The sequence below is a fragment of the Dickeya poaceiphila genome (genome assembly GCF_007858975.2).
Lineage (GTDB): Bacteria > Pseudomonadota > Gammaproteobacteria > Enterobacterales > Enterobacteriaceae > Dickeya > Dickeya poaceiphila.
In genome coordinates, this window is record NZ_CP042220.2 from 3,510,060 (window position 1) to 3,532,024 (window position 21,965).

The 21,965-nt window shown below is 48.9% G+C and carries 22 protein-coding genes, 1 other RNA gene and 1 pseudogene; 11 read left to right on the forward strand and 13 right to left on the reverse strand.

Annotated features, from left to right (window positions below; genetic code table 11):
- Window positions 1-9: 9 nt before the first annotated feature.
- Complete coding sequence (locus tag Dpoa569_RS15705) at window positions 10-600, reverse strand: RpoE-regulated lipoprotein (protein ID WP_042868767.1); 591 nt, start codon at window positions 598-600, stop codon at window positions 10-12.
- A 261-nt stretch (window positions 601-861) separates the two neighbouring features.
- Window positions 862-1,287: a GNAT family acetyltransferase gene (locus Dpoa569_RS15710; protein WP_012770957.1), complete on the reverse strand. Its 426-nt coding sequence runs from the start codon at window positions 1,285-1,287 to the stop codon at window positions 862-864.
- A gap of 228 nt (window positions 1,288-1,515) precedes the next feature.
- Here Dpoa569_RS15710 and hemF point away from each other — a divergent pair, with 228 nt between their 5' ends.
- Window positions 1,516-2,454 (forward strand): oxygen-dependent coproporphyrinogen oxidase, encoded by a 939-nt coding sequence (gene hemF / locus Dpoa569_RS15715; protein WP_042868765.1) that lies wholly within the window; start codon window positions 1,516-1,518, stop codon window positions 2,452-2,454.
- Entirely contained in the window at window positions 2,451-2,900 is a 450-nt protein-coding gene (locus Dpoa569_RS15720) for a YaiI/YqxD family protein (RefSeq protein ID WP_042868763.1), read from the forward strand. Before hemF ends, Dpoa569_RS15720 begins: the two co-directional genes overlap by 4 nt.
- Window positions 2,901-2,967: 67 nt before the next feature.
- Here Dpoa569_RS15720 and maeB read toward each other — a convergent pair whose 3' ends face one another.
- The 4 genes from maeB to grpE form a co-directional block, all read right to left on the reverse strand.
- Window positions 2,968-5,247 carry an NADP-dependent oxaloacetate-decarboxylating malate dehydrogenase gene (maeB, locus tag Dpoa569_RS15725; RefSeq protein WP_146411528.1) on the reverse strand — a complete coding sequence of 760 codons (2,280 nt, stop codon included), beginning with the start codon at window positions 5,245-5,247 and terminating at the stop codon, window positions 2,968-2,970.
- Between the two features lie 308 nt (window positions 5,248-5,555).
- Entirely contained in the window at window positions 5,556-6,140 is a 585-nt protein-coding gene (gene nudK, locus Dpoa569_RS15730) for a GDP-mannose pyrophosphatase NudK (protein ID WP_042868759.1), read from the reverse strand.
- A gap of 146 nt (window positions 6,141-6,286) precedes the next feature.
- A complete protein-coding gene (locus Dpoa569_RS15735; protein ID WP_042868758.1) occupies window positions 6,287-7,522 on the reverse strand; it encodes an Nramp family divalent metal transporter in 1,236 nt (411 codons plus the stop codon).
- A gap of 367 nt (window positions 7,523-7,889) precedes the next feature.
- The gene (gene grpE / locus Dpoa569_RS15740) at window positions 7,890-8,477 is read right to left on the reverse strand and encodes a nucleotide exchange factor GrpE (protein WP_042873786.1); all 588 of its coding nucleotides are present in this window, start codon (window positions 8,475-8,477) and stop codon (window positions 7,890-7,892) included.
- Between the two features lie 153 nt (window positions 8,478-8,630).
- On the opposite strand from grpE, the gene nadK reads away from it, so the two are divergent.
- The 3 genes from nadK (at window position 8,631) to bamE (ending at window position 11,710) form a co-directional block, all read left to right on the forward strand.
- Window positions 8,631-9,509: an NAD(+) kinase gene (gene nadK, locus Dpoa569_RS15745; RefSeq protein ID WP_042868756.1), complete on the forward strand. Its 879-nt coding sequence runs from the start codon at window positions 8,631-8,633 to the stop codon at window positions 9,507-9,509.
- 83 nt (window positions 9,510-9,592) lie between these two features.
- A complete protein-coding gene (gene recN, locus Dpoa569_RS15750; RefSeq protein WP_042868754.1) occupies window positions 9,593-11,254 on the forward strand; it encodes a DNA repair protein RecN in 1,662 nt (553 codons plus the stop codon).
- 111 nt (window positions 11,255-11,365) lie between these two features.
- Window positions 11,366-11,710, forward strand: a complete 345-nt coding sequence (gene bamE, locus Dpoa569_RS15755; RefSeq protein WP_042868752.1) for an outer membrane protein assembly factor BamE — start codon at window positions 11,366-11,368, stop codon at window positions 11,708-11,710.
- 57 nt (window positions 11,711-11,767) lie between these two features.
- On the opposite strand, the gene Dpoa569_RS15760 is transcribed toward bamE, so the two are convergent.
- Together Dpoa569_RS15760 and Dpoa569_RS15765 are read right to left on the reverse strand one after the other, a co-directional pair.
- Window positions 11,768-12,061 carry an RnfH family protein gene (locus Dpoa569_RS15760; protein WP_042868750.1) on the reverse strand — a complete coding sequence of 98 codons (294 nt, stop codon included), beginning with the start codon at window positions 12,059-12,061 and terminating at the stop codon, window positions 11,768-11,770.
- The gene (locus tag Dpoa569_RS15765) at window positions 12,054-12,488 is read right to left on the reverse strand and encodes a type II toxin-antitoxin system RatA family toxin (protein ID WP_042868748.1); all 435 of its coding nucleotides are present in this window, start codon (window positions 12,486-12,488) and stop codon (window positions 12,054-12,056) included. Before Dpoa569_RS15765 ends, Dpoa569_RS15760 begins: the two co-directional genes overlap by 8 nt.
- 155 nt (window positions 12,489-12,643) lie before the next feature.
- Here Dpoa569_RS15765 and smpB point away from each other — a divergent pair, with 155 nt between their 5' ends.
- The 6 genes from smpB to Dpoa569_RS15795 all read left to right on the forward strand — a co-directional run bounded on the left by smpB (window position 12,644) and on the right by Dpoa569_RS15795 (window position 18,612).
- Window positions 12,644-13,126, forward strand: coding sequence for an SsrA-binding protein SmpB (smpB, locus tag Dpoa569_RS15770; RefSeq protein ID WP_016942314.1), 483 nt, complete (start codon window positions 12,644-12,646; stop codon window positions 13,124-13,126).
- 50 nt (window positions 13,127-13,176) lie between these two features.
- Window positions 13,177-13,540: a transfer-messenger RNA gene (gene ssrA / locus Dpoa569_RS15775) on the forward strand.
- Window positions 13,541-13,705: 165 nt separating this feature from the next.
- Entirely contained in the window at window positions 13,706-14,935 is a 1,230-nt protein-coding gene (locus tag Dpoa569_RS15780; RefSeq protein ID WP_042873785.1) for an integrase domain-containing protein, read from the forward strand.
- A 250-nt stretch (window positions 14,936-15,185) separates the two neighbouring features.
- On the forward strand, window positions 15,186-16,349 hold the full coding sequence (locus Dpoa569_RS15785; RefSeq protein ID WP_227983070.1) for a hypothetical protein: 1,164 nt from the start codon (window positions 15,186-15,188) through the stop codon (window positions 16,347-16,349).
- Window positions 16,346-16,792 carry a three component ABC system middle component gene (locus Dpoa569_RS15790; protein ID WP_000708540.1) on the forward strand — a complete coding sequence of 149 codons (447 nt, stop codon included), beginning with the start codon at window positions 16,346-16,348 and terminating at the stop codon, window positions 16,790-16,792. Before Dpoa569_RS15785 ends, Dpoa569_RS15790 begins: the two co-directional genes overlap by 4 nt.
- Window positions 16,792-18,612, forward strand: a complete 1,821-nt coding sequence (locus Dpoa569_RS15795) for a DUF3732 domain-containing protein (protein ID WP_042868744.1) — start codon at window positions 16,792-16,794, stop codon at window positions 18,610-18,612. The genes Dpoa569_RS15790 and Dpoa569_RS15795 overlap by 1 nt, the downstream gene beginning before the upstream one ends.
- Before the next feature lie 191 nt (window positions 18,613-18,803).
- On the opposite strand, the gene Dpoa569_RS15800 is transcribed toward Dpoa569_RS15795, so the two are convergent.
- From Dpoa569_RS15800 to vapB, 5 genes and pseudogenes are all read right to left on the reverse strand, one after another.
- Window positions 18,804-20,317, reverse strand: a protein-coding gene (locus tag Dpoa569_RS15800) for an IS3 family transposase (RefSeq protein WP_146411531.1) whose coding sequence is annotated in 2 segments (ribosomal slippage) — window positions 18,804-19,855 and window positions 19,855-20,317 — 1,515 coding nt in all. Because the reading frame shifts where the segments join, the coding sequence is not laid out codon by codon here.
- 79 nt (window positions 20,318-20,396) lie between these two features.
- Window positions 20,397-20,720 (reverse strand): annotated as a pseudogene (locus Dpoa569_RS19460) (transposase); the annotation flags it as partial.
- A 145-nt stretch (window positions 20,721-20,865) separates the two neighbouring features.
- Window positions 20,866-21,018 (reverse strand): hypothetical protein, encoded by a 153-nt coding sequence (locus tag Dpoa569_RS15810; protein WP_155683842.1) that lies wholly within the window; start codon window positions 21,016-21,018, stop codon window positions 20,866-20,868.
- Window positions 21,019-21,041: 23 nt separating this feature from the next.
- The gene (locus Dpoa569_RS15815) at window positions 21,042-21,458 is read right to left on the reverse strand and encodes a type II toxin-antitoxin system VapC family toxin (RefSeq protein ID WP_042870892.1); all 417 of its coding nucleotides are present in this window, start codon (window positions 21,456-21,458) and stop codon (window positions 21,042-21,044) included.
- Window positions 21,455-21,685 (reverse strand): type II toxin-antitoxin system VapB family antitoxin, encoded by a 231-nt coding sequence (vapB, locus tag Dpoa569_RS15820; protein ID WP_042870894.1) that lies wholly within the window; start codon window positions 21,683-21,685, stop codon window positions 21,455-21,457. The genes Dpoa569_RS15815 and vapB overlap by 4 nt, the downstream gene beginning before the upstream one ends.
- Window positions 21,686-21,965: the final 280 nt, after the last annotated feature.

Consider the following 21,965-nt stretch of genomic DNA (forward strand, 5'->3'; position numbering starts at 1 on the left):
TAATATTGATTATTCCCGTCCCTGCGCGTGCCAGACAATCTTGCTGACTTTCCAGTTCCTGAGAATATCATCAGATGGCATCAATCCTTCCGGGCCGCTCCAGTCGCCGGAAAACAGGTAGCTGACGTGTTTACCTTGTGGCGCCACACACTCCACACTGCGGGCATCCGCGCCCTGTCCCGGCTGACAGACGCCAAATGCTTTGCTGTAAAGTGAACTGAATTCATCGCCGATTTTCACCCCCCACTCGCTGGCAATAGCCTTGTCCATCACCGCAACCTGCTTCACCTGGCCTTTTGGCGCGCCGCTGATTTCCAGCCTGACGCTGTCATCCTTGAGCGCTTCATAGATCGATACCAGTTTGCCGTTGCGGGTTTCCATGCCACCACGCAGGCGATAATCACCGTTCAGCGCGTTGTCCAGCGCTGACTCCAGCATAGGCGTCGCAGCGTTGATTTCGCCGACACCGGCGTCTGACACCGTCAGACGATGGCCGAACCAGTTGAACGGCGACAAACTGGACCAGGAAAAACCGGATAAGGTGCTGCACCCTGCCAGCAACAACGGGAAAACCAAAAACAACGGACGCACTTTTGTCACTCTCGACTCCTCAACATAAAACGGTACCGGCACACAGATGCCGCCAAGATTACCATTGTTCGGGCTGACCGGGAAAAACTTCGCCCTGGAAAAGGCGTTCCGCAGGGAAGGCTATCCCGGCAGCAACAAGGGAACGAACATCGGAACAGAGCAGTGAGTACCTGCTGGCGGGGAACGGCAATCCGGCATCAAACAGGGAGGGAACTAAGCGAAGTTTCTCAGGCACCGTTGGCAGCGCACAACGGTGCCAAATGGGAACAATCAATACTCCTGGTCTTCAATCAGGCGCTTGCCCAGCGTAATGCTATCGACCATGTCGTAATTCATCTTTTCATACATGCTGATGACAGCGGTGTTGCTCTGACGCACCATCAGGTGGATCTTCGGGCAGCCGCGCGCGATCAATTTTTTTTCCAGACGACTGATCAACGCATTGGCAATGCCGCGACCACGATAATCAGGATGCACCCCCAGATAGTAGGCTGAACCACGGTGGCCGTCATATCCGCCCATCACCGAACCGACCACCTCACCGCCCACTTCCGCTACCAGAAACAGGTCAGGATCATGATTAAGCTTACGCTCAATATCCATCTCCGGGTCATTCCAGGGACGCAGCAAATCGCAGCGTTCCCAAAGGGTGATCACTTCTTCAAAGTCATCTTGCCTGAATATGCGGATTTCCATCACGGCTCGCCATCTAGAGTTAACAGGTCAATGTTGATTATCCCGCGATTCATCACAGACGCAATAACACTTTTCAGCAATAGCCGACAATCCATATCTGCGACGGACAATTCATGCCTGCAACACTTCCGGCAATGGGTGAACTGCCGAATTTCGATATACTAAGACAGAATAAGCCCAGGCTGGATGACGCCCAACCAGCCTTTCAACATCATGATAAGGGATATTATGAGTGCACCTGATATCAACGCGATCAAGCAATTTCTGCTCACACTACAGGACACCCTGTGCCGGCAACTGGAACTGACCGATGGCACCGCCACCTTTATTGAAGATGCCTGGCAACATGTTTCCGGCGGTGGCGGGCGCAGCCGTGTTTTGCGTCAGGGGCAGGTATTCGAACAGGCTGGGGTGAATTTCTCTCACGTTTCCGGCGCCTCGTTGCCGTCCTCAGCCAGCACCCACCGCCCGGAACTGGCTGGGCGCAGCTTTCAGGCGATGGGCGTTTCGCTGGTGATTCACCCGCTCAATCCGTATGTGCCAACCAGTCACGCGAACGTGCGCTTCTTCATCGCCGAAAAGCCGGGCGAACCCGCCGTATGGTGGTTTGGCGGCGGTTTTGATCTCACCCCGTACTACGGTTTCGAAGACGACGCTATCCACTGGCATCAAACCGCTTTTGATCTGTGCCAACCGTTCGGTGATGACGTCTACCCGCGCTACAAGCAATGGTGCGACGATTACTTCTTCCTCAAACATCGCAACGAAGCACGTGGCGTTGGCGGTCTGTTTTTCGACGATCTCAACACGCCGGACTTCGACACCAGCTTCGCTTTCATGCGTGCGGTGGGCGAAGGGTTCCAGCACGCCTATCTGCCAATCGTCAATCGCCGAAAAGACATTCCGTGGGGCGAGCGGGAACGTCAGTTCCAGCTTTATCGCCGTGGGCGCTATGTAGAGTTTAATCTGGTGTGGGACCGGGGCACGTTGTTCGGCCTGCAAAGCGGCGGGCGCACTGAGTCGATCCTCATGTCGATGCCGCCGCTGGTGCGCTGGGAATACCGGTATCAACCGGAACCAGGCAGCCCGGAAGCGGCATTATACCGCGACTTTTTACCCGCACGTGACTGGCTTGGGCTGGCTACACAGCCGGAGCCACGAGGATGACCGCCATTTGGGTGGATGCCGACGCCTGCCCCAACGTCATTAAAGAAGTGCTATACCGCGCCGCTGATCGCACTGCAACCCGCCTGACGCTGGTCGCCAACCAGCCTCTCAAAACGCCGTCTTCGCCACACATCCATAGCCTGCGCGTCGCCGCGGGATTTGATGTGGCGGATAACGAAATCGTGCGCCGCGTTCAGCCGGGCGATCTGGTGATCACTGCCGATATTCCGCTCGCCGCCGAAGTGTTGGCAAAACAAGCGGTCGCACTCAACCCGCGCGGTGAACGTTACACTCTGGATACCATACGCGAACGGCTGACCATGCGGGATTTCATGGATACGTTACGCGCCAGCGGCGTGCAAACCGGCGGCCCGGCTGCATTAAACCAACGAGATCGCCAGCAGTTTGCCAACGAGCTGGATAAGTGGCTGCGCCAGCAGGCGTAAAAAAACCGGCAGGGTAACCTGCCGGTTTGGTCTTTTCATCTCAGCAATATGTCAGCAATACGCCACATTACAGCGGCGCAGTCTGCGCTTCCACCACCGCCAGCGCCACCATATTAACGATGCGACGCACAGAGGCAATCGGCGTCAGAATATGCACCGGTTTAGCCACGCCCATCAGCACCGGCCCGACAGTCACACCTTCAGAAGAAGAGACACGCAACAGGTTGTAGCTGATGCGGGCGGCTTCCATGTTCGGCATGATCAGGATATTGGCCGCGCCTTTCAGCGGACTGTCCGGCATCTGCTCACGGCGAATGGCTTCCACCAGCGCAGCGTCGCCGTGCATTTCGCCATCAATCTGCAGTTCTGGTGCCATCTTATTCACCAGCTCCAGCGTGGCGCGCATTTTCTTCGCGGTTGGCGAATCTGAGGTGCCAAAACTGGAGTGCGACAGCAACGCCACTTTGGGTTCGATACCAAAACGACGCACGGTAGTAGCCGCCATCAGAGTAATTTCCGCCAGTTGCTCCGGGGTCGGATCCGGATTGACGTAAGTGTCGGCGATAAAGGTGTTGCCGCTTGGCAGCAGCAACGCGTTCATCGCCCCCGCGACATGTACGCCATCACGGTAACCGAGCACTTTCTCCACCACGCTGAAATGCTCGTCATAGTTACCAACCGTACCGCAGATCATCGCATCCGCTTCGCCGCGGTGAACCATGATGGAACCGATCAGAGTCGGGTTGCCACGCATGTCGCGTTGGGCCTGTTCCTGAGACACGCCACGGCGCTTCATCATCTCAAAATACTCGGTCCAGTATGCCTTGAAGCGTGGGTCGGATTCGTTGTTCACCACTTCAAAATCTTTGCCGATAGCTATCTGTAATCCCAACTTCTGGATACGTTTCTCGATCACACTCGGACGACCAATCAACACCGGGAACGCCAGCCCCAGCGACACCATCTCCTGCGTGGCGTGCAGCACGCGCGGATCTTCCCCTTCCGCCAGCACCACACGCTTCGGCTGAGTACGGGCCTGAGAGAAGACAGGCTTCATGAACAGGTTGGTTTTGTAGACAAACTGCGTCAGTTTCTCGATGTAATCATCGAAGTTTTCAATTGGGCGGGTCGCCACGCCGGATTCCATCGCCGCTTTCGCTACCGCAGGCGCAATCTTGATGATAAGACGCGGGTCGAACGGTTTAGGGATCAGATATTCCGGCCCGAAGGAGAGATCCTGATCGCCATAGGCAGACGCCACCACTTCGCTCTGCTCCGCCAACGCCAAATCAGCAATGGCGTGCACACAGGCCAGCTTCATCTCTTCATTGATGGTCGTCGCCCCTACGTCCAGCGCACCGCGGAAAATGAACGGGAAGCACAACACGTTGTTGACCTGGTTCGGGTAGTCGGAACGGCCAGTGCACACAATGGCATCCGGGCGCACTTCTTTTACCAGCGGCGGCAGAATTTCCGGTTCCGGATTAGCCAACGCCATAATCAGTGGACGCGGCGCCATGGTTTTTACCATCTCCTGCGTCAGCACGCCTGGGCCGGAACAACCCAGGAAAATATCCGCGTTCGGAATAACATCGGCCAATGAACGGCTGCCGTTATCATCAATAGCATATGCCGCCTTGGTTTCCGCCATGTTGGCTTCGCGGCCTTTGTAGATAACGCCACGGGAATCGCACACCACGATGTTTTCGTGCTTCAAACCCAGCGCCACCAGCAGGTTCAGGCAGGCAATGGATGCCGCGCCCGCGCCCGACACCACCAGCCGGACGTCGGCAATTTGTTTTTCCACCACACGCAGACCATTCAGCACTGCTGCGGTACAGATAATCGCGGTGCCGTGCTGGTCGTCATGGAATACCGGAATTTTCATGCGCTCACGTAGCTTCTGTTCGATGTAGAAGCACTCCGGCGCTTTGATATCTTCCAGATTGATACCACCGAAGGTCGGCTCCAGCGCCGCGATCACATCGATAAGCTTGTCCGGGTCCTGCTCATCCACTTCGATATCAAACACATCAACGCCAGAAAACTTCTTGAACAGCACCCCTTTGCCTTCCATTACCGGCTTGCCGGCCAGCGCACCGATGTTGCCTAACCCAAGCACTGCGGTACCGTTGGAGATAACCGCGACCAGATTGCCGCGCGCGGTATATTTGTAAGCAGCCAGGGGGTCTTGCGCAATTTCCAGACAAGGCGCAGCAACACCCGGAGAATAAGCTAATGCCAGATCACGCTGGGTTGCCAGCGGTTTGGTCGGGGAGACCTGGATTTTTCCCGGCACCGGATATTGATGGAAATCCAGTGCGCTTTGCTTAAGTTGTTCATCCATAGCTAATTACCTTATTTTATCGCTTTGTTAGTAGGGCAGCAGGTCACCCAGTGTATCGTGTCTGTGATTTGCGAAACCATGAAGCATTACAAAATCCGCGCCGGAATACCGCTTAATATAATTAATTAATGAGATTGAAACTCACTCACCTCAGCGAGCGCTTTCCCGATATATATACCCTAAATAATGCGAGTTACAGGAAGGATCAGTCAGAGCGGCAACGTTGCAAATGTACTCCCACATAAGCAACAAGGGGCCAAATTGGCCCCTTGTTATCGACATCATCAACTTACGGTTTTATCGTGCGGTTAACGTGCGTTGGCAAACCAGCCATTAATCTGTGCGTGCTGCAATAACATAATGGTTTTGCCATCTTTAATGCGGCCATCTCTGACCATGGTCATCGCCTCACTAAACGGCAACTCCAGCACTTCGATATCTTCATCTTCCACACCCCCACCAGAAGTGCGTTTTTGCGTATCATCATATTCCGCAGCGAAAAAATGCAGCAATTCGGTTACACCACCCGGCGACATATAAGCCTCAAACAGCTTTTCCACTTCACCGATCCGGTAGCCGGTTTCTTCGATAGCCTCATTACGGATACACTGTTCCGGCGACTGATCATCAAGCAGACCGGCACAGGCTTCCAGCAACATCCCGCTGTCGTTACCGTTTAGATACGTCGGCATACGGAACTGACGCGTCAACACCACCGTGCCTTTTACCCGGTTATACAGCAAGATGGTCGCACCGTTACCACGGTCATACACTTCGCGCATCTGGCGCACCATGCCGCCATTCTTCCGCTTCAAATCGAACACATATTTATGCAATACAAACCAGTGATCAGATAACAGCTTCTTCTCAACGATAGTAATCGGCACCGACATAATTGCATCTCTGTATCAAAAATCAGCTTCAGATAATAGGCCGGGCATCGACGAATTGCACGTAATCATCAGTGAAAGCAGAAAAGTCGTAACCACAAAAAGCAAACGCCCCCGACTAGCGGAGGCGCAACGAAGAACGCGTCAAGTCATCCCAGCAGCGTATCGATAACCAGATACAGATTGAGCGCAATCACCATACAGACGATCACCTTGCCGGTGTTCTGTACCCAGCGACTGTTCACCAAGCATCCCATCAGGTCGCGGTTACCGGTAAACACCAGCAATGGAATCAACGCCAACGCAATGCCGAAGCTCAACAATACCTGGCTTAACACCAGCACCCTGGTCGGGTTCATACCGGACAGAATCACAATAAAAGATGGCAACATAGTCACAACGCGGCGAATCCACAGCGGAATATGAAAACGCACAAACCCCTGCATCACCACCTGACCGGCCAGCGTCCCCACTACGGTGGACGACAACCCCGCCACCACCAGGCTCAGGCCAAAAATAGTCGCCGCCGCCTGCCCCAGCAACGGTTTCAGCGTCAGATACGCCTGATCCAGTTCAGCAATCGAGGTATTGCCGCTAAAGTGAAACGCCGCCGCCGCTGTCGCCATCATGGCCAGATTCACGAACCCGGCGATAGTCATAGCCACTGCAACATCTACCTTGGTAGCGGAATAACGCTCGGCACGGGTTATATGGCTCTGCTGCTGCGTCAGAGACGAATGCAGATAAATGACATGCGGCATGATAGTCGCACCCAGCACGCCGGCAGCCAGCAACACCGCATCAGAATTAGGCAAACTGGGCACAACCATCCCCTTCGCCAGAGAAGCCAGCTCCGGGCGGGAGAAAATCAACTCAACAATGTAGGCCGCCGCAACGAATAACAGTAAGCCGCCAATCACCATCTCCAGTGGTTTTTGCCCACGCTGCTGTAATGTCAGGATCAAGAACGTGGCAATTCCGGTGAGGATTGCCCCCTCCAGCAACGACACGCCAAGCAATAACTTAAAACCAATTGCCGCGCCGATAAATTCAGCAAGATCCGTCGCCATAGCGATGATCTCGGCTTGTATCCAGTAGGCCCAGACAACAGGTTTCGGGAAACGATCACGAATATGCTCCGCCAGATTCTTGCCGGTTGCGATACCCAGTTTGGCAGAGAGTAATTGGATCAACATCGCCATCAGGTTGGCCCAAACCACCACCCACAGCAACTGATAGCCATACGCCGCGCCCGACTGAATATTGGTAGCAAAATTACCGGGATCGATATAACCGATCGCCGCGATAAAGGCCGGCCCCATCAACGAAAGCTTGAGCTTTCTTGATGTTCGGCTGACTGATTCCACTACACGACTCCCCGGCATATGAGTACCCCTTCTGACGCTACTGTTTTATGACTATCGCAAAAATGATAATGATTATCAACTGCATTTATAGTGAAAGAAGTGATTACTCTGATAGGTATTGACGATGCTTTTGTCTGACAGACAGCACACATTTTAATACGAAGAGACTAACAAAATACAAACAAAAAAACGACTAATGAATAATCACCCCAATAAAGCACTTTACACAATACCACACAAATAAAACATTTAAGCAACAAGAGCCATTTATTAACAACAGAGTGGGAACAGAGAAGAAGGTCAGGGTAACAATGAAAGGAAAGATATGATGAAACACCCCAGGAAGGAACCCATTGGCTACTTCCTGGAGGGCAACAGAAAGAGGTTACTCTTTGGCTTTGGAGACGGCAACCATCGCCGGACGCAACAAGCGACCATTCAAGGTATAACCCTTCTGCATCACCATCATCACATGGTTAGGCGCATGATCGGCAGATTCGATCAGGGTCATAGCCTGATGAACATCCGGATTAAACGGTACATTCACTTCTGCCACCACCTCAATGCCAAATTTGCTCACGGCAGAAAGCATCGCTTTGAGCGTCAGTTCAACCCCTTCGATCATGCCGGACAGCGCCTCATTGGATTTGTCCGCCATTTCCAGCGCACGCTCCAGGTTATCAATCACCGGCAGTATTTCACTCGCAAATTTCTCCAACGCGAATTTATGCGCCTTTTCCACATCCAGTTCGGCACGACGACGAATGTTCTCCATTTCGGCACGGGCACGCAGTGCGCTTTCACGCTCGCGCTGCTGAAGTTCGTTCAGTTGCGCTTCCAGTTCGGCGATACGTTCATCACGCGGGTCAGCGACATCCGTCGTCTCTGGCACGGCATCCGCTTGCTGACCTTGCGCTGTTTCCTTTTGATCCAAGACTTGCTCGTCAGGCGACTTCTGTTCTTTACTACTCATGAAAATCTCCGCGTTTTTCGCATTCATCTCGCTAGTTCGCTTATTATGGGGATCAAAACCGGGGTTTCAAGGGAATCACTCACATATTATTGGTCTGATTATCGGTCTAAAAACCGTGAGCTGCCGGTGTTCTTATGAGGATAACGCACCCAAATGAACAGATCGTTTAATTGCATTGGCATTGTTGGTCATCCACGTCACCCACATGCCTTGACCACCCATGAAATGCTGTATCACTGGCTACGCGCACAGGATTACGCCGTCGTAGTCGAACAACAGATTGCCCGCGAACTGCAATTAACAGACGCCATGACCGGCAGCCTGTCGGACATCGGTCAGCAGGCAGACCTGGCGGTGGTGGTCGGCGGCGACGGCAACATGCTGGGCGCCGCACGGGTGCTGTCTCGCTACGATATCAACGTTATCGGCGTTAACCGCGGTAATCTCGGCTTCCTCACCGATCTCGACCCGGATCATACTCAGCAGCAACTGAGCGAAGTGCTGGCCGGTCGCTACATTCGTGAACAACGCTTTATGCTGGAAGCACAAGTGTGCCGTGCCAACCATCCCAACAGTAGCAGCACCGCCATCAACGAGGTCGTGCTTCATCCCGGCAAGGTAGCACATATGATTGAATTTGAAGTCTATATTGACGACAAATTCGCTTTCTCCCAGCGCTCTGACGGTCTGATTATCTCCACCCCTACCGGCTCTACCGCTTACTCGTTATCCGGCGGCGGCCCGATACTGACCCCATCATTGGATGCGATTGCCCTGGTGCCGATGTTCCCACACACCTTGTCGGCTCGCCCACTGGTGATCAACAGCAGCAGTTCCATCCGGCTAAAATTTTCCCACATCACTCAGGACCTGGAAATCAGCTGCGACAGTCAGATTTCACTGCCGGTTCAGGAGGGTGAAGAAGTGCGTATCCAGCGCAGCAAGCATCAACTAAACTTAATTCATCCTGAAAATTACAGCTATTTCAATACATTGAGCAGCAAACTCGGTTGGTCTAAAAAATTATTCTAAAAGTGGCGCTTGCTACTTTACTGTACAAAAAACCAGTCTATACTGTATTTAATAACAGTTGTTGTTACATACAGGACACTATCATGCTGGCGCAACTCACAATCAGTAATTTCGCCATTGTGCGCGAACTGGAAATTGATTTTCAGGCAGGGATGAGCGTCATTACCGGTGAAACCGGGGCGGGAAAATCCATTGCCATTGATGCTCTCGGCCTTTGTTTGGGTAATCGCTCTGACGCCAATATGGTACGTCCCGGCGCCAGTCGAGCCGACATTTGCGCCCGTTTTTCACTGACGGATACGCCAACTGCGTTACACTGGCTGGAGCACAATCAGCTTGATGACAACAACGAATGCCTGCTGCGCCGCGTCATCAGCGCAGACGGTCGCTCCCGTGCGTTCATCAATGGTACGGCTGTGCCGTTGTCGCAATTACGCGAACTCGGCCAGCACCTGATTCAGCTCCACGGCCAGCACGCTCACCAGTTACTGCTCAAACCGGAACATCAACGTCACCTGTTGGATGCCTACGCCGACGAATCACAACTGCTCTGTGCCATGCGTCAAATCTGGCAACAGTGGCACCAAAGCTGCCGCGAACTGGCGCAACACCAGCAAGCAACCATCGAACGGGAAGCACGCCGGGAATTGCTGCAATATCAGCTCAAAGAACTCAATGAGTTTGCTCCGCAGTCGGGCGAATACGAGCAGATAGACGCAGAATACAAGCGACTCGCCAACAGTGGGCAATTGATGTCGCTCAGCCAGCAGACACTGCAGATTCTCAGCGAAGGTGAAGACCAGAATGTGCTTGGCATGTTGCACAGCGCCAAACATCAGTTGTCAGAGTTGGTCAGTATGGATGAGAAACTCTCTGGCGTGTTTTCCATGCTGGAAGAGGCCAGCATTCACATTAGCGAGGCCAGTGATGAGTTGCGCCATTACTGTGACCAAATGGATCTGGACCCTATCCGACTGTACGAACTGGAACAACGCCTGTCACGTCAGTTAACGCTGGCACGTAAACACCATGTGATACCGGAAGAGCTACCTGCATTTCATCAACAGTTGTTACAGGAACAGCACTTGCTGGAACAGCAAGAAAGCGATCATGAAACCCTGAACCGTGAGGTACAGGAATTTCATCAGCAGGCTCTGCACGTGGCCGAACAGCTTCACATCCGGCGCAGCCAACACGCCAGCGAACTGGCGCACATGATCACGACCAATATGCATGAACTGGCGATGCCGCACGGCCATTTCACTATTGAGGTGACTTTCAACCCTGATTCGCTGACGGCTACCGGTGCCGACCACATCGAATTCTGCGTCACCACCAACCCTGGCCAGCCACATCAACCACTGGTCAAAGTGGCTTCGGGAGGGGAGCTGTCTCGTATCGCACTCATTATTCAGGTCATCACCGCTCGCAAGATGGACACACCAGCGCTGATTTTCGACGAAGTTGACGTGGGTATCAGCGGTCCGACTGCGGCGATTGTCGGCAAAATGTTACGTCAGCTCGGCCAATCGACTCAGGTGATGTGCGTCACCCACCTGCCTCAGGTGGCAGGATGTGGTCACCACCATTACTTTGTCAGCAAACACACTGACGGCGCAGAAACAGAAACCCTGATGACACCGCTGGGCAAACGCGAACGTCTGCAGGAACTGGCACGTCTGCTCGGCGGTTCGGCGGTTACCAAAAACACGCTGGCAAACGCCAGAGAATTGCTTGCAGCCTAGTGAGGATCAACTTTTTCGAATTCCCGCGGTCTTACAGACGTCTTGCAGGTTTTCAAGTCAGGCAAGGTCTATTATCATCTGCAACCTACGCCCTTAAGGAATGTAATCACTATGCGCTGTAAAACGCTGACTGTCGTCGCCGCGGTGGTTGTTGCTATGTTAACCGTCGGTTGTTCCACGTTGGAACGTATAGTCTATCGGCCTGACATCAATCAGGGGAATTACCTGGCCTCTGCTGACGTTGCCAAAATCCATAACGGAATGACCAAACAACAGGTCATCTACACGCTGGGTACCCCCATGATGCAGGACCCTTTTGGTTCAGATACCTGGTATTACGTCTTCCGTCAGCAGCCGGGGCACGAAGCGGTGAAACAGCAAACGTTGATTCTGACTTTCAATAGTCAGGGAATACTGGCTAATGTGGACAACAAGCCCTCGTTGCAGGCACAGTAAGTGGACAGGCACGGCGAAGTTTATCCTTCTCTCGACTGCACAAAAAAACAAGGCACGTTACCGTGCCTTGTTTTTTGAGCGCTCCGCACGCTGACGGCGCAACTCTTTAGGGTCAGCTTGCAGTGGCCGATAAATCTCCACCCGGTCGCCATCACTGAGTATGTCGTTCAGTTTCGCCGGACGACTAAAAATACCGATTTTATTGACGTCAAGATCGATATCCGGACGCAAAGCCAGTAAGCCTGATGCCTGAATAGCCTGTTCAGCCGTACTCCCAGCCGCCAATGTCAACGGGCGCAAATACTGGCGTTCCGGCAAGGCATAGACGACTTCGACACGAATCTCAGGCACAATAGACCTCTTTGGCGCGCTGGGTGAATGCCTGTACCATACTGTTGGCCAATTCTTTGAAAATCTTACCAAATGCCATTTCGATCAACGCATTCTTAAATTCGAAATCCAGATTCAGTTCAACCTTACAGGCATCGTCACTCAACGGCGTAAAACGCCAGTCGCCGCTTAATTGACGGAACGGACCATCCACCAGTTGCATTAAAATACATTGGTTATCAATAAGCGTATTGCGGGTAGTGAATGTCTTGCTGATACCGGCTTTTGACACATCAACCGCCGCCGTCATTTCACTCACAGAGGAAGACAACACCCGGCTACCAGTGCATCCAGGCAAAAAAGCCGGATAAGACGAAACATCATTCACTAATTTATACATCTGCTCGGCACTGAACGGGACCAGCGCAGACCGGCTGATTTTAGGCATACAATTTTCCGTGATTCATAAAACGCGCAAAATCATACCATCGATAAACAGCCAGACAACAATTCTGCGAGGAACATCGCACCTGTTCATAAAGAACAGCATGAACCCTGGCGAGGGATTTCATTCACGGCGACAACTAGTATAATGATGTCACTATGACAAAGAAAAAAGCACATAAACCCGGTTCTGCCACCATTGCGCTCAACAAGCGCGCCCGCCATGAATACTTCATAGAAGAAGAGATTGAAGCGGGGCTGGCTCTTCAGGGGTGGGAAGTCAAATCACTGCGTGCAGGTAAAGCCAACATCAGCGACAGCTATGTGCTGATGCGTGATGGCGAAGCCTACCTGTTTGGTGCCACGTTTACCCCGCTGCACGGCGCTTCCAGCCATGTGGTCTGCGACCCGACTCGAACCCGCAAGCTGCTGCTAAACCAGCGCGAGCTGGATTCGCTCTATGGTCGCGTCAACCGCGAGGGTTACACAGTTGTAGCGCTGTCACTGTACTGGAAAAACGCCTGGTGCAAAGTCAAGATCGGCGTTGCCAAAGGTAAGAAAGAGCACGATAAGCGCGACGACATCAAAGAGCGCGAATGGAAGCTGGATAAAGCGCGTATCATGAAAAACGCGGCCCGTTAACGGCTGCTAGCGTCGCTACCCATCTTTCTGTTATAATAGTGAAATATCTTGGGGCTGATTCTGGATTCGACGGGATTCGCGAAACCCAAGGTGCATGCCGAGGGGCGGTTGGCCTCGTAAAAAGCCGCAAAAAAATAGTCGCAAACGACGAAACTTACGCAGTAGCAGCTTAATAACCTGCTTACAGCCCTCTCTCCCTAGCCTCCGCTCTTAGGACGGGGATCAAGAGAGGTCAAACCTAAAAGAGATCGCGTGGATGCCTTGCCTGGGGTTGAAGCGTTAAATCCAATCAGGCTAGTTTGTTAGTGGCGTGTCTGTCCGTAGCTGGCAAGCGAATGCAAAGACCAGACTAAGCATGTAGTACCGACGGCGTAGGAATTTCGGACGCGGGTTCAACTCCCGCCAGCTCCACCACTTTTTAGTTGTTTGAAGTTCAATGAAGTCTACTAAGCCCGCACAGCACAAGCTCTGCGGGCTTTTTTACGTCTATTGTCGTCCAGTGAGAATTGCTGAGAACTACGAGTTATGGCACCCTGAATGGGACCCACTAAGAAGGGTCCAAAAACCGAGGGTCCCAAAATGGCAAAAATCGCTAAGAAGCTCACTGACACTGAAATCAAAAGCACCAAGCCAGCCAATAAAGAAATCAACTTGTTTGACGGTGATGGTCTGATTCTACGAATCGCTCCTTTGGCGAAAGGAGGCAAGAAAAATTGGTATTTCAGGTATGCAGTACCAGTGAGCAAGAAAAGAACCAAAATGAGCCTTGGGACATATCCTCACCTTACCCTTGCAAGAGCCAGAGCCTTACGTGATGAATATCTTTCCTTTCTGGCAAATGGTGTTGATCCACAAATCCATAACAACGATAAGGCGAAGGCATTAAAGAGTGCTACTGAGCACACTCTCCAAGCCGTAGCGCGGAAATGGTTAGATGAGAAGGTAAAGACATCAGGTATCTCACAAGACCATGCAGCAGACATCTGGCGCAGCTTAGAGAGAAATGTCTTTCCTGGTCTGGGTAATGTCCCTATCAATGAGATCCGGCCTAAGCTCTTAAAACAACACCTTGATCCTATTGAGCAACGAGGGGTATTGGAAACTCTACGCCGCATCATTTCCCGTCTGAATGAAATCTTCCGGTGGGCAGCCACTGAAGAACTTATTGAGTTCAACCCGGCTGACAACCTTGGCCAAAGATTCAGTAAACCAAAAAAGCAAAATATGCCTGCCCTTCCCCCAAGCGAATTGCCAAGGTTTATGGAATCCTTGACGAATGCTTCAATCCGGTTGGAAACACGTATGCTAATTGAATGGCAATTGTTGACATGGGTTCGTCCGGGTGAAGCCGTTCGCGCAAGGTGGTCTGATATTGATACAACCAACAGCATTTGGAACATTCCTGCTGATTTTATGAAAATGAAAAAGCCTCACAAAGTTCCTTTGAGTAAAGAAGCTTTGCACATCCTTGAATTAATGAAATCAATAAGTGGGCATAGAGAATGGGTTTTCCCCAGCATTAAAGCGCCTCTTAATCATATGCATGAACAAACAGCCAACGCAGCTATTATCCGAATGGGGTTTGGAGGCGAACTTGTAGCTCACGGTATGCGTTCGATTGCAAGAACAGCGGCAGAGGAGTCTGGTAAGTTCAGAGCTGAAGTTCTTGAGGCAGCACTCGCCCACTCTAAAAAAGATGAAATTATCGCAGCATACAATCGTGCAGAATATCTGATAGAACGACAGAGTTTGATGCAATGGTGGAGTGATTACGTTCAAACTCAAAGAGCTAAAGCTATCGCTGCTTGACTGATACAGGGGATTAGCAAGAAGGATAGGGATAGCCTGGAAAGCCCATATGCTGACGAATGCCCCTTAGCTAAAACATTCTCATCGGATTGAAAGCGCACATGTACATAAAACCAGTATAAAAACATAAGGTTATATAACTAAACTTTGATACGTATGCTTCCATATGTTTTTAGTGTTTGATATGGTGAAAAAAAGATACTGATGTTTTTTTATGCTTTCATTGCTTGTTTCCTTAGTGGGCTACCATATGGATTTCTTTGAAAAAACTAATGCTGAAAAAAATTCAATAGGTTTTACCTATCAAGATTACGTTGCTTTAAAACATGCCTTAGAGCTTAAACCAGAAGAACACATTGGGATTGAAGTTTATGACGATCTCCATCTTGAGAGCATCGAGGGTCATAAAACTTTGGTTCAAGTTAAACATTCAATTAACAAGTCTAATATAACTAATAAAGACATAGACTTATGGAAAACATTATATAATTGGTCAGAGGCGATTAAGACCATAGGCGACAAAAGCATTAGCCTTATTTTTTACACTAACAAAGGTCTTACCTTAGAGCCTGGTATCGTGCAACTTTTGACTAACGACACTAAGGACATTGAAAAAATAAAAGATGAAATAGAAAAGATAGAACAAGATCATAAAAATAAGTCAGATGACCTCTATAAGTATATTTCTATCATAAACTCACTCGATAGCAATTCTTCTAAACGTTTATTTAATAGTATAAATTTTCAACATAGCGAAGATGGGATCATCCGCCAAATAAAAACATTACTAAAAACATTAGCAATCCCTGATGATAAAATAGATGATGCTTTTAATTATATTTCAGGTGCTTTTTTTAAACATAAATATGATTTGGTTAAAAATCACACCAAAATAAATATAAGTTATGATGATTTTCGAAATAATTTGGGAATAGATAGGATTATTCAAATTTCAAGAAATTGTATAAATAATTTCGACCAATACTACGATTTTGAATCTGCATACCCAACTAACGTTGAGTCAAAGATATCTTACAAACAACTCAAAGATTTGGATTTGAATAGCGATTCAATCGTAAAATATATAAATGAAATGGCCAAAACAGAAGCTTTCATTCAAAAATTGCAAAGCTCTGGAGATTTAACAACTCAAGAAGAAAGACTAATATATCTAAAAGCGCTTGATGAATGGCAATCACGTCATTCAGCAACGTATATACGAAGCCGTTTTACAGAAATAAATGAAGATCATCTTAATAAAGCCTTCTCTGTCTATACTGAATTGACAGGAAACTGTAATATTGTGTTGGATAAAAATCAATTACCTAAATCTATGACTACAGGAACGTTCTTGCTCCTTTCAGATAAGCCCAAAATAGGATGGCTTCAAAACTGGGAGTCAGTCTATAAATGAAAATATATAACAATGAGCTTTTGGGTATATTCTCTTTGCAAGAGGTGTTATCAATAGCATCAAATATTGAAATAAGCAATGCAATGCTAATTTTACCAATTATATTTCATAAAAAAAGCTTAGATTACCTTGCCCACAAGAGAACCAATACACTATCTTTTCAAGATCTACTATTAACCAAGCCCGAAATAATAGTATCCATAAATAAAAGATTCTATAATTTCCTTCCATCCTCAGTTAATTGTGTTTCATTGTGCCTTGAAAATGGAATAGCTGAATTAGAACACGGTAAATTAGCATTTAAAAACAAGTTAATATTAGATAATGCGATCCCGTTTATTGGCAAAAGAGCCGTAAAAATACAGGCAGCATCTATAAATGTTGCACGTTTATTATTAGAAGAACCACACAATATATATGACATTTGTGGAGTTAGATTATAATGCAGATTACTAATATTTTAATATGGCAAATTGATTCAACCTTGAGGAATTTAGAACTTGAGGAAAATAAGGTAAATGTAATAACAGGTGATTCTGGCAAAGGGAAATCCTCAATACTGGCTATCATTGATTATTGCCTTTTATCCTCATCATCTGATGGTATATCAAAAACAAATGTCGATAATTTTGTAAATTGGTATGGGATTAGATTAAGTATAAACGGTAAATATTTCACTATTTGTAGAAAAGCGACACACTTTGAAGAAGATGATCTAGTTTACTTTGACAAAAATGGAGACATTCCACAAATCCCTATTAACAATATCAAAAAGGATGTTTTAAAGGAACATCTGAATTATGAGTTTGGTATTAATAGTTCTCTAAAAATCCCTTATGGTGGTAGATTCATACAACAAGGGTCAAAAGTATCCTATAGATATTTTATCCCGCATTGCTTTATAGATCAAACAACACTAACCTCTTCAGAACATCTTTATTCGAAAATCTCGGATTTAAAGACAAGAGAGCGTATTGACCGAACCTTTGACATGGCTCTTGGCAGTGAAAACGCCGAAACTATGATAATGAGAACGCGGTTAGAAGAATTACAAAGGAATCTTGCTCGTATCGAATATAAACAGTCGGCTAGCAAAGACTCTTATTTCAATTTCGAAAGTGAAATAGAATCACTATACGACAGGGCGTATTATTTTGGTTTAATAAGTGAAAACAGCAAGAATGAACCAACTGTAAGTGATAAACTTGAAAATTTGAAAGCGATAGTTAATTACAAGGATATAAACGAAATCCCAGCAATTAATGAAAGAACAAAAATTGAAAAAGAACTTTTCCTCTTAAAAAAAGAACTGACAGACATTAATGAATATATAGAAACAAATACTGAATATAAGAAGTTTTTAAAAGACAACCAAGACTCTCTTTTAATAGCCAAATATTTAGATGATAATTATAGCGAAATATTATATACAAAAAACATCTATTCAATCATTAAATCCTTATTGAACCAAAGCTCAGAGATAAAAAAGGCTATAGCCGAAAAAGGACAAAACTCACTCATATCAAAAACAAATGCTAAGAGAAAAGAGTTAGAACTTAAAATATCATCTTTGAGTAAAAAACTTGCAACTGTTAGTGATGAAAAGATCACACCAATCGAGCTTTATCGGTTCATGGGTGAACTCAGCTCTGAAATTAAACGGATAGTTGTTCTCCCTAAATATGATTATACTGATACTATAGAAAAGATAACTACTAAAATTAATGAGTTAGAAAGCAAGATAACAGATAATAATGCCTTTAAAGAATATACATTGAGTTTACTGAACGGAAAAATAAAGGAAATATTCAAACGGATGCCTTTAAAAGGATTTGAGGATGCAACTCCGATATTCAACAAGGCAAAAAAAACACTTGATTTGATAAATAAAAATCAAGTTGAAAAAATGATAGATATTGGAAGTGCTTCTAACTATATGTATGTACATGTAGCTTATTTCCTTGCACTTCACGAATTGGTAAGAGATAGAAAAGTACCGTGGGTTCCACGATTCTTAGTCATTGACCAGCCCAGCACTCCATATTTTAGTACTGCTGGTAAAAAAACTGATGACTTTACAAGTCTTGATGCAGCCCTAAATGAAATTAATTCTTTTGTTGAGAAAATGCGGTCTCATGGTGGTTTCCAAATAATACTGTTAGAGCATATTGAAGAATCTTATTGGCTTGACAGAGAAATGACGAACTTTACTCTTGTTGATAATGAATTAAGAGGCAATTATGGTTTAATTCATTTCAAATAAAATCGTACAGAGATTATGAGGGCACTATGATTGCATACATAGTGCCACAGCTTATCAGCTACGGAGGGTGTACGTAATTCTGTGTAATTGCCACCCTATTAAAGGTGAGCGCTCAGGCGATCACCGAACTCGATAATAAAGCGGCTCATCGCCAGCGGTAAGTGTCAAGATAGTTGGCACCCCCGGTTGATTTAGGCTGCCTTTTTTTCCCGTTCCGGATTCAGCATTACCTTGCCTGCCGGATGCCAGTTTCGTGTTCTGCCAGACCAGCGTTCAGGCCGTTCCGCTTTTGCCTTTTTGTACACCTCATCCCGATTTTTCAGCAACACACCGTCTTCTCCACGATGTCGCTGACCCGGCATCACATACCTGATGCCGCTATGTCTGTGCATTTCGTTATACCACTGAGCAAAAACCTCTACCCATTCACGCGCCTCATCCAATCTATCGAACCCCGATGACGGCCACTGCGGGATATATTTCAGTGTCCGGAACAGCGACTCCACATACGCGTTATCGTTACTGACCCTCGGCCGGCTGTGAGAGGGTGTTATCGCCAGCTCGTGTAGCTTCATTTGCAACGTCTGTGATTTCATCGCCGCGCCGTTGTCCGCATGAAGTACCGGCGGGTTTTGCCAGCATCCTTCCCGAAGGACCGTGCGTTGTATCAGGGCTGCCGCCTGCTCACCACTTTCAGTTTCATGCACTTCATATCCCACGATTTTTCGGCTGTAGAGGTCTTCCACCAGATACAGGTAAAACCAGCGCCCCTTTACGGTTAACGGAACCCATGTAATGTCCCATGTCCACACCTCATTCGGCCCGTTGGCCTGCCAACTCGTAGCCGGGGTGACTTTCTGCGCTGCCCGTTGCCGTCCCCGGCGATGCACCTCTCCATGACGACGCAGTACCCGGTAAAAGGTTGACTCGCTTGCCAGATAAATCCCCTTATCCGCCAACGCCGGTACGATTTGTGAAGGGGGGAGGCTGGCGTAGTCTGGCTGATGGCACACTGCCAGTATCTGTTGCTCTTCTTGTTCACTTAACTGGTTCACCGGGGAGGGCCTGACCGCGCTGACACGCTTGTCCTCCCACGACGTTTGCCAGCGTCGCCACGTCCGCTCGCTTAATCCAGCTTCAGCGAGCGACACGGACAATCGTGCACCTGACGCCATCGCTTCCCGCACGTGACCGATGAGGGCCTGCCGTTCTGCTGCTGGTGTCAGTCGTCCTCGTCGGTGACGCCGTAGTAATCCCGCAACTGCTTTCGCAGCACCAGTATCGCCGCCGCCTCCGCCAGTGCTTTTTCCTTACGCGCCAGTTCGCGTTTGAGTTGCTTAATTTCTTTCTGGCTCTGTTTTAGAGCGGCTTTGTCACCGGGCGACGATACCTGCAAAAAGCCTTGTTTCCACTGCCTAATCTGTTCCGGGTAAAGCCCTTTTTTACGGCAGTATTGCGCGAGTTCTGTTTCGCTGAGTGTAGCTGTTTCGATAATCACAGCCAGCCGGGCTTCGGCTGACCATTGGTCTGTAGTTTTGTCTGCCCCCGGCACCGGTATTCCCTCTGCTTTCGCCTTGTTACGCCAGTAATAAAGGGTAGCTTCCGATATCCCTTCCATCTGCGCAACTGCGGTGACGGTCATGTTGTAGGGCGGTAATAATTTGGCCAGTGCGGCTGATTTACGTTCTGGTGAAATACGCTTCACGCTCTGTTCCCATCTTGTCATTAGTATTTTCGATGGGGGTGACAACTATCCTGACAGAGGGGGCCAGCCGCCAGTTCTGGAATGCCTCCAGCGCCATCAGCGCCGCTTGCTCTGTAGGGGCCCGATACACTGCTTTCAATCCGCTGGTAATGTCTTTGTAATCCTTCCACGAGACGTATTTAAGGCTGTTGCGCACCATATGGATAATGCAGAGCTGAATATGGGTCTGCGGATATACGCTGTTTATCGCATCCGGGAAACCTTTCAGGCCGTCTACGCAGGCTATCAGGATGTCCTGAAGTCCCCGGTTCTTCAGTTCGGTCAGTACATTCAGCCAGAACTTCGCCCCTTCGTTTTCGGCCAGCCACATCCCCAGCAGCTCTTTTCGGCCTTCGGTGTTGATACTATGCTGGATGAACGAATGCCACGTATCATTAAGGTTTTGCGACGTAAAAGCGGTACTCACACAGGTTTCCCAGTGAGTGGATTTCCCCGTAGTGATGAAAAATTGTTCTCCCTCACCTGTACTATGCGCTCGGGCAATGCCATCACCTGCGACAGCCGGATAAGAATATGGTGTGCTGGATGTGTAACATCTTCTTCCACACAGTCCGACAATTTTCATTGGTTTTATATTGGTTACCTTCTTCAAGAATATCCAGCAAGCGTTGTGCCGGATTATCAATCTTCAGTTCATCCATTTCCTGCACCTTTAAATTTTCCGCTATTTTACCCAGTCTTCCATTGTCAGGCCGGGCACCCGCGCAAACTCCCGCACATTATTCGTCACCAGCACGGCACCGGCGGCAATGGCGTGCCCGGCGATCGCCGTGTCGTTCGGGCCGATGGGGGTCCCGGCCAGCCGCAGCGCCACTTTAATGTCCGTGGTGGCGTCCACAGCGGCACGATCCCAGGGCAGGATGGCATCGAGGCGGGCGCAGAATTCATCGACCAGCTGAATGTGGCGTGGCGAGGCCTTCGGGCCGGTGGCCCCGAAGCGCATTTCGGCATAGGTGATAGCCGAGACCACAATCCGCTGGTTACGCAGCACCGACTGTTCAAGTTTTTTTATCACGACTTCCGGTTGCTCGCGCATGATGAACGAGCAGATGTTGGTGTCCAGCATGTAAATGTTATTCACAGGTCAAATCGTCCTTCGTCGCTGACCACGTCCTCGCGCTCCGCCATAAAATCCGAATCTGCCTTCTCCAACTGAGCGAACGAACCCCAAGTCGGGCGGACGGGACGCAGGATGATTCTGTCCCCGTCGCGGACGATCTCCAGTTCGCTCACCCCCTCAAAATCCAGATCGCGGGGCAAACGGATGGCGCGGTTGTTGCCGTTTTTAAAAATGGATACGGTTCGCATGATGTCCTCCTGGTTTCTGGCCTCATGGCCCATCTGCATATGCTCAGTATAGGCTGATGCTCTGCATATGTATAGGGTCACCATATGCAGATGTAAAGGATAAACACATCAACGAAATCATGGGATGGCCAGAAAGCACCATCAGATAATGGATCACTCGTCGCTATCTAATTTACTCATCACTTCTTAATAGGATAATTATAAAAAAACAAAATGTTACATGGCATCCTTGGCTTACCCCTCCCCTGTTAGTCATACAGCATGGGGGGATACAAGAGAT

Excerpts from the sequence above, each read along its gene's own strand:
- Dpoa569_RS15710 (WP_012770957.1), bottom strand. The coding sequence starts at position 1,287 with ATGGAAATCCGCATATTCAGGCAAGATGACTTTGAAGAAGTGATCACC.
- hemF (WP_042868765.1), top strand. The coding sequence starts at position 1,516 with ATGAGTGCACCTGATATCAACGCGATCAAGCAATTTCTGCTCACACTA.
- Dpoa569_RS15720 (WP_042868763.1), top strand. The coding sequence starts at position 2,451 with ATGACCGCCATTTGGGTGGATGCCGACGCCTGCCCCAACGTCATTAAA.
- maeB (WP_146411528.1), bottom strand. The coding sequence starts at position 5,247 with ATGGATGAACAACTTAAGCAAAGCGCACTGGATTTCCATCAATATCCG.
- nudK (WP_042868759.1), bottom strand. The coding sequence starts at position 6,140 with ATGTCGGTGCCGATTACTATCGTTGAGAAGAAGCTGTTATCTGATCAC.
- Dpoa569_RS15735 (WP_042868758.1), bottom strand. The coding sequence starts at position 7,522 with ATGCCGGGGAGTCGTGTAGTGGAATCAGTCAGCCGAACATCAAGAAAG.
- grpE (WP_042873786.1), bottom strand. The coding sequence starts at position 8,477 with ATGAGTAGTAAAGAACAGAAGTCGCCTGACGAGCAAGTCTTGGATCAA.
- nadK (WP_042868756.1), top strand. The coding sequence starts at position 8,631 with ATGAACAGATCGTTTAATTGCATTGGCATTGTTGGTCATCCACGTCAC.
- recN (WP_042868754.1), top strand. The coding sequence starts at position 9,593 with ATGCTGGCGCAACTCACAATCAGTAATTTCGCCATTGTGCGCGAACTG.
- bamE (WP_042868752.1), top strand. The coding sequence starts at position 11,366 with ATGCGCTGTAAAACGCTGACTGTCGTCGCCGCGGTGGTTGTTGCTATG.
- Dpoa569_RS15765 (WP_042868748.1), bottom strand. The coding sequence starts at position 12,488 with ATGCCTAAAATCAGCCGGTCTGCGCTGGTCCCGTTCAGTGCCGAGCAG.
- smpB (WP_016942314.1), top strand. The coding sequence starts at position 12,644 with ATGACAAAGAAAAAAGCACATAAACCCGGTTCTGCCACCATTGCGCTC.
- Dpoa569_RS15780 (WP_042873785.1), top strand. The coding sequence starts at position 13,706 with ATGGCAAAAATCGCTAAGAAGCTCACTGACACTGAAATCAAAAGCACC.
- Dpoa569_RS15785 (WP_227983070.1), top strand. The coding sequence starts at position 15,186 with ATGGATTTCTTTGAAAAAACTAATGCTGAAAAAAATTCAATAGGTTTT.
- Dpoa569_RS15790 (WP_000708540.1), top strand. The coding sequence starts at position 16,346 with ATGAAAATATATAACAATGAGCTTTTGGGTATATTCTCTTTGCAAGAG.
- Dpoa569_RS15795 (WP_042868744.1), top strand. The coding sequence starts at position 16,792 with ATGCAGATTACTAATATTTTAATATGGCAAATTGATTCAACCTTGAGG.
- Dpoa569_RS15810 (WP_155683842.1), bottom strand. The coding sequence starts at position 21,018 with ATGGATGAACTGAAGATTGATAATCCGGCACAACGCTTGCTGGATATT.
- vapB (WP_042870894.1), bottom strand. The coding sequence starts at position 21,685 with ATGCGAACCGTATCCATTTTTAAAAACGGCAACAACCGCGCCATCCGT.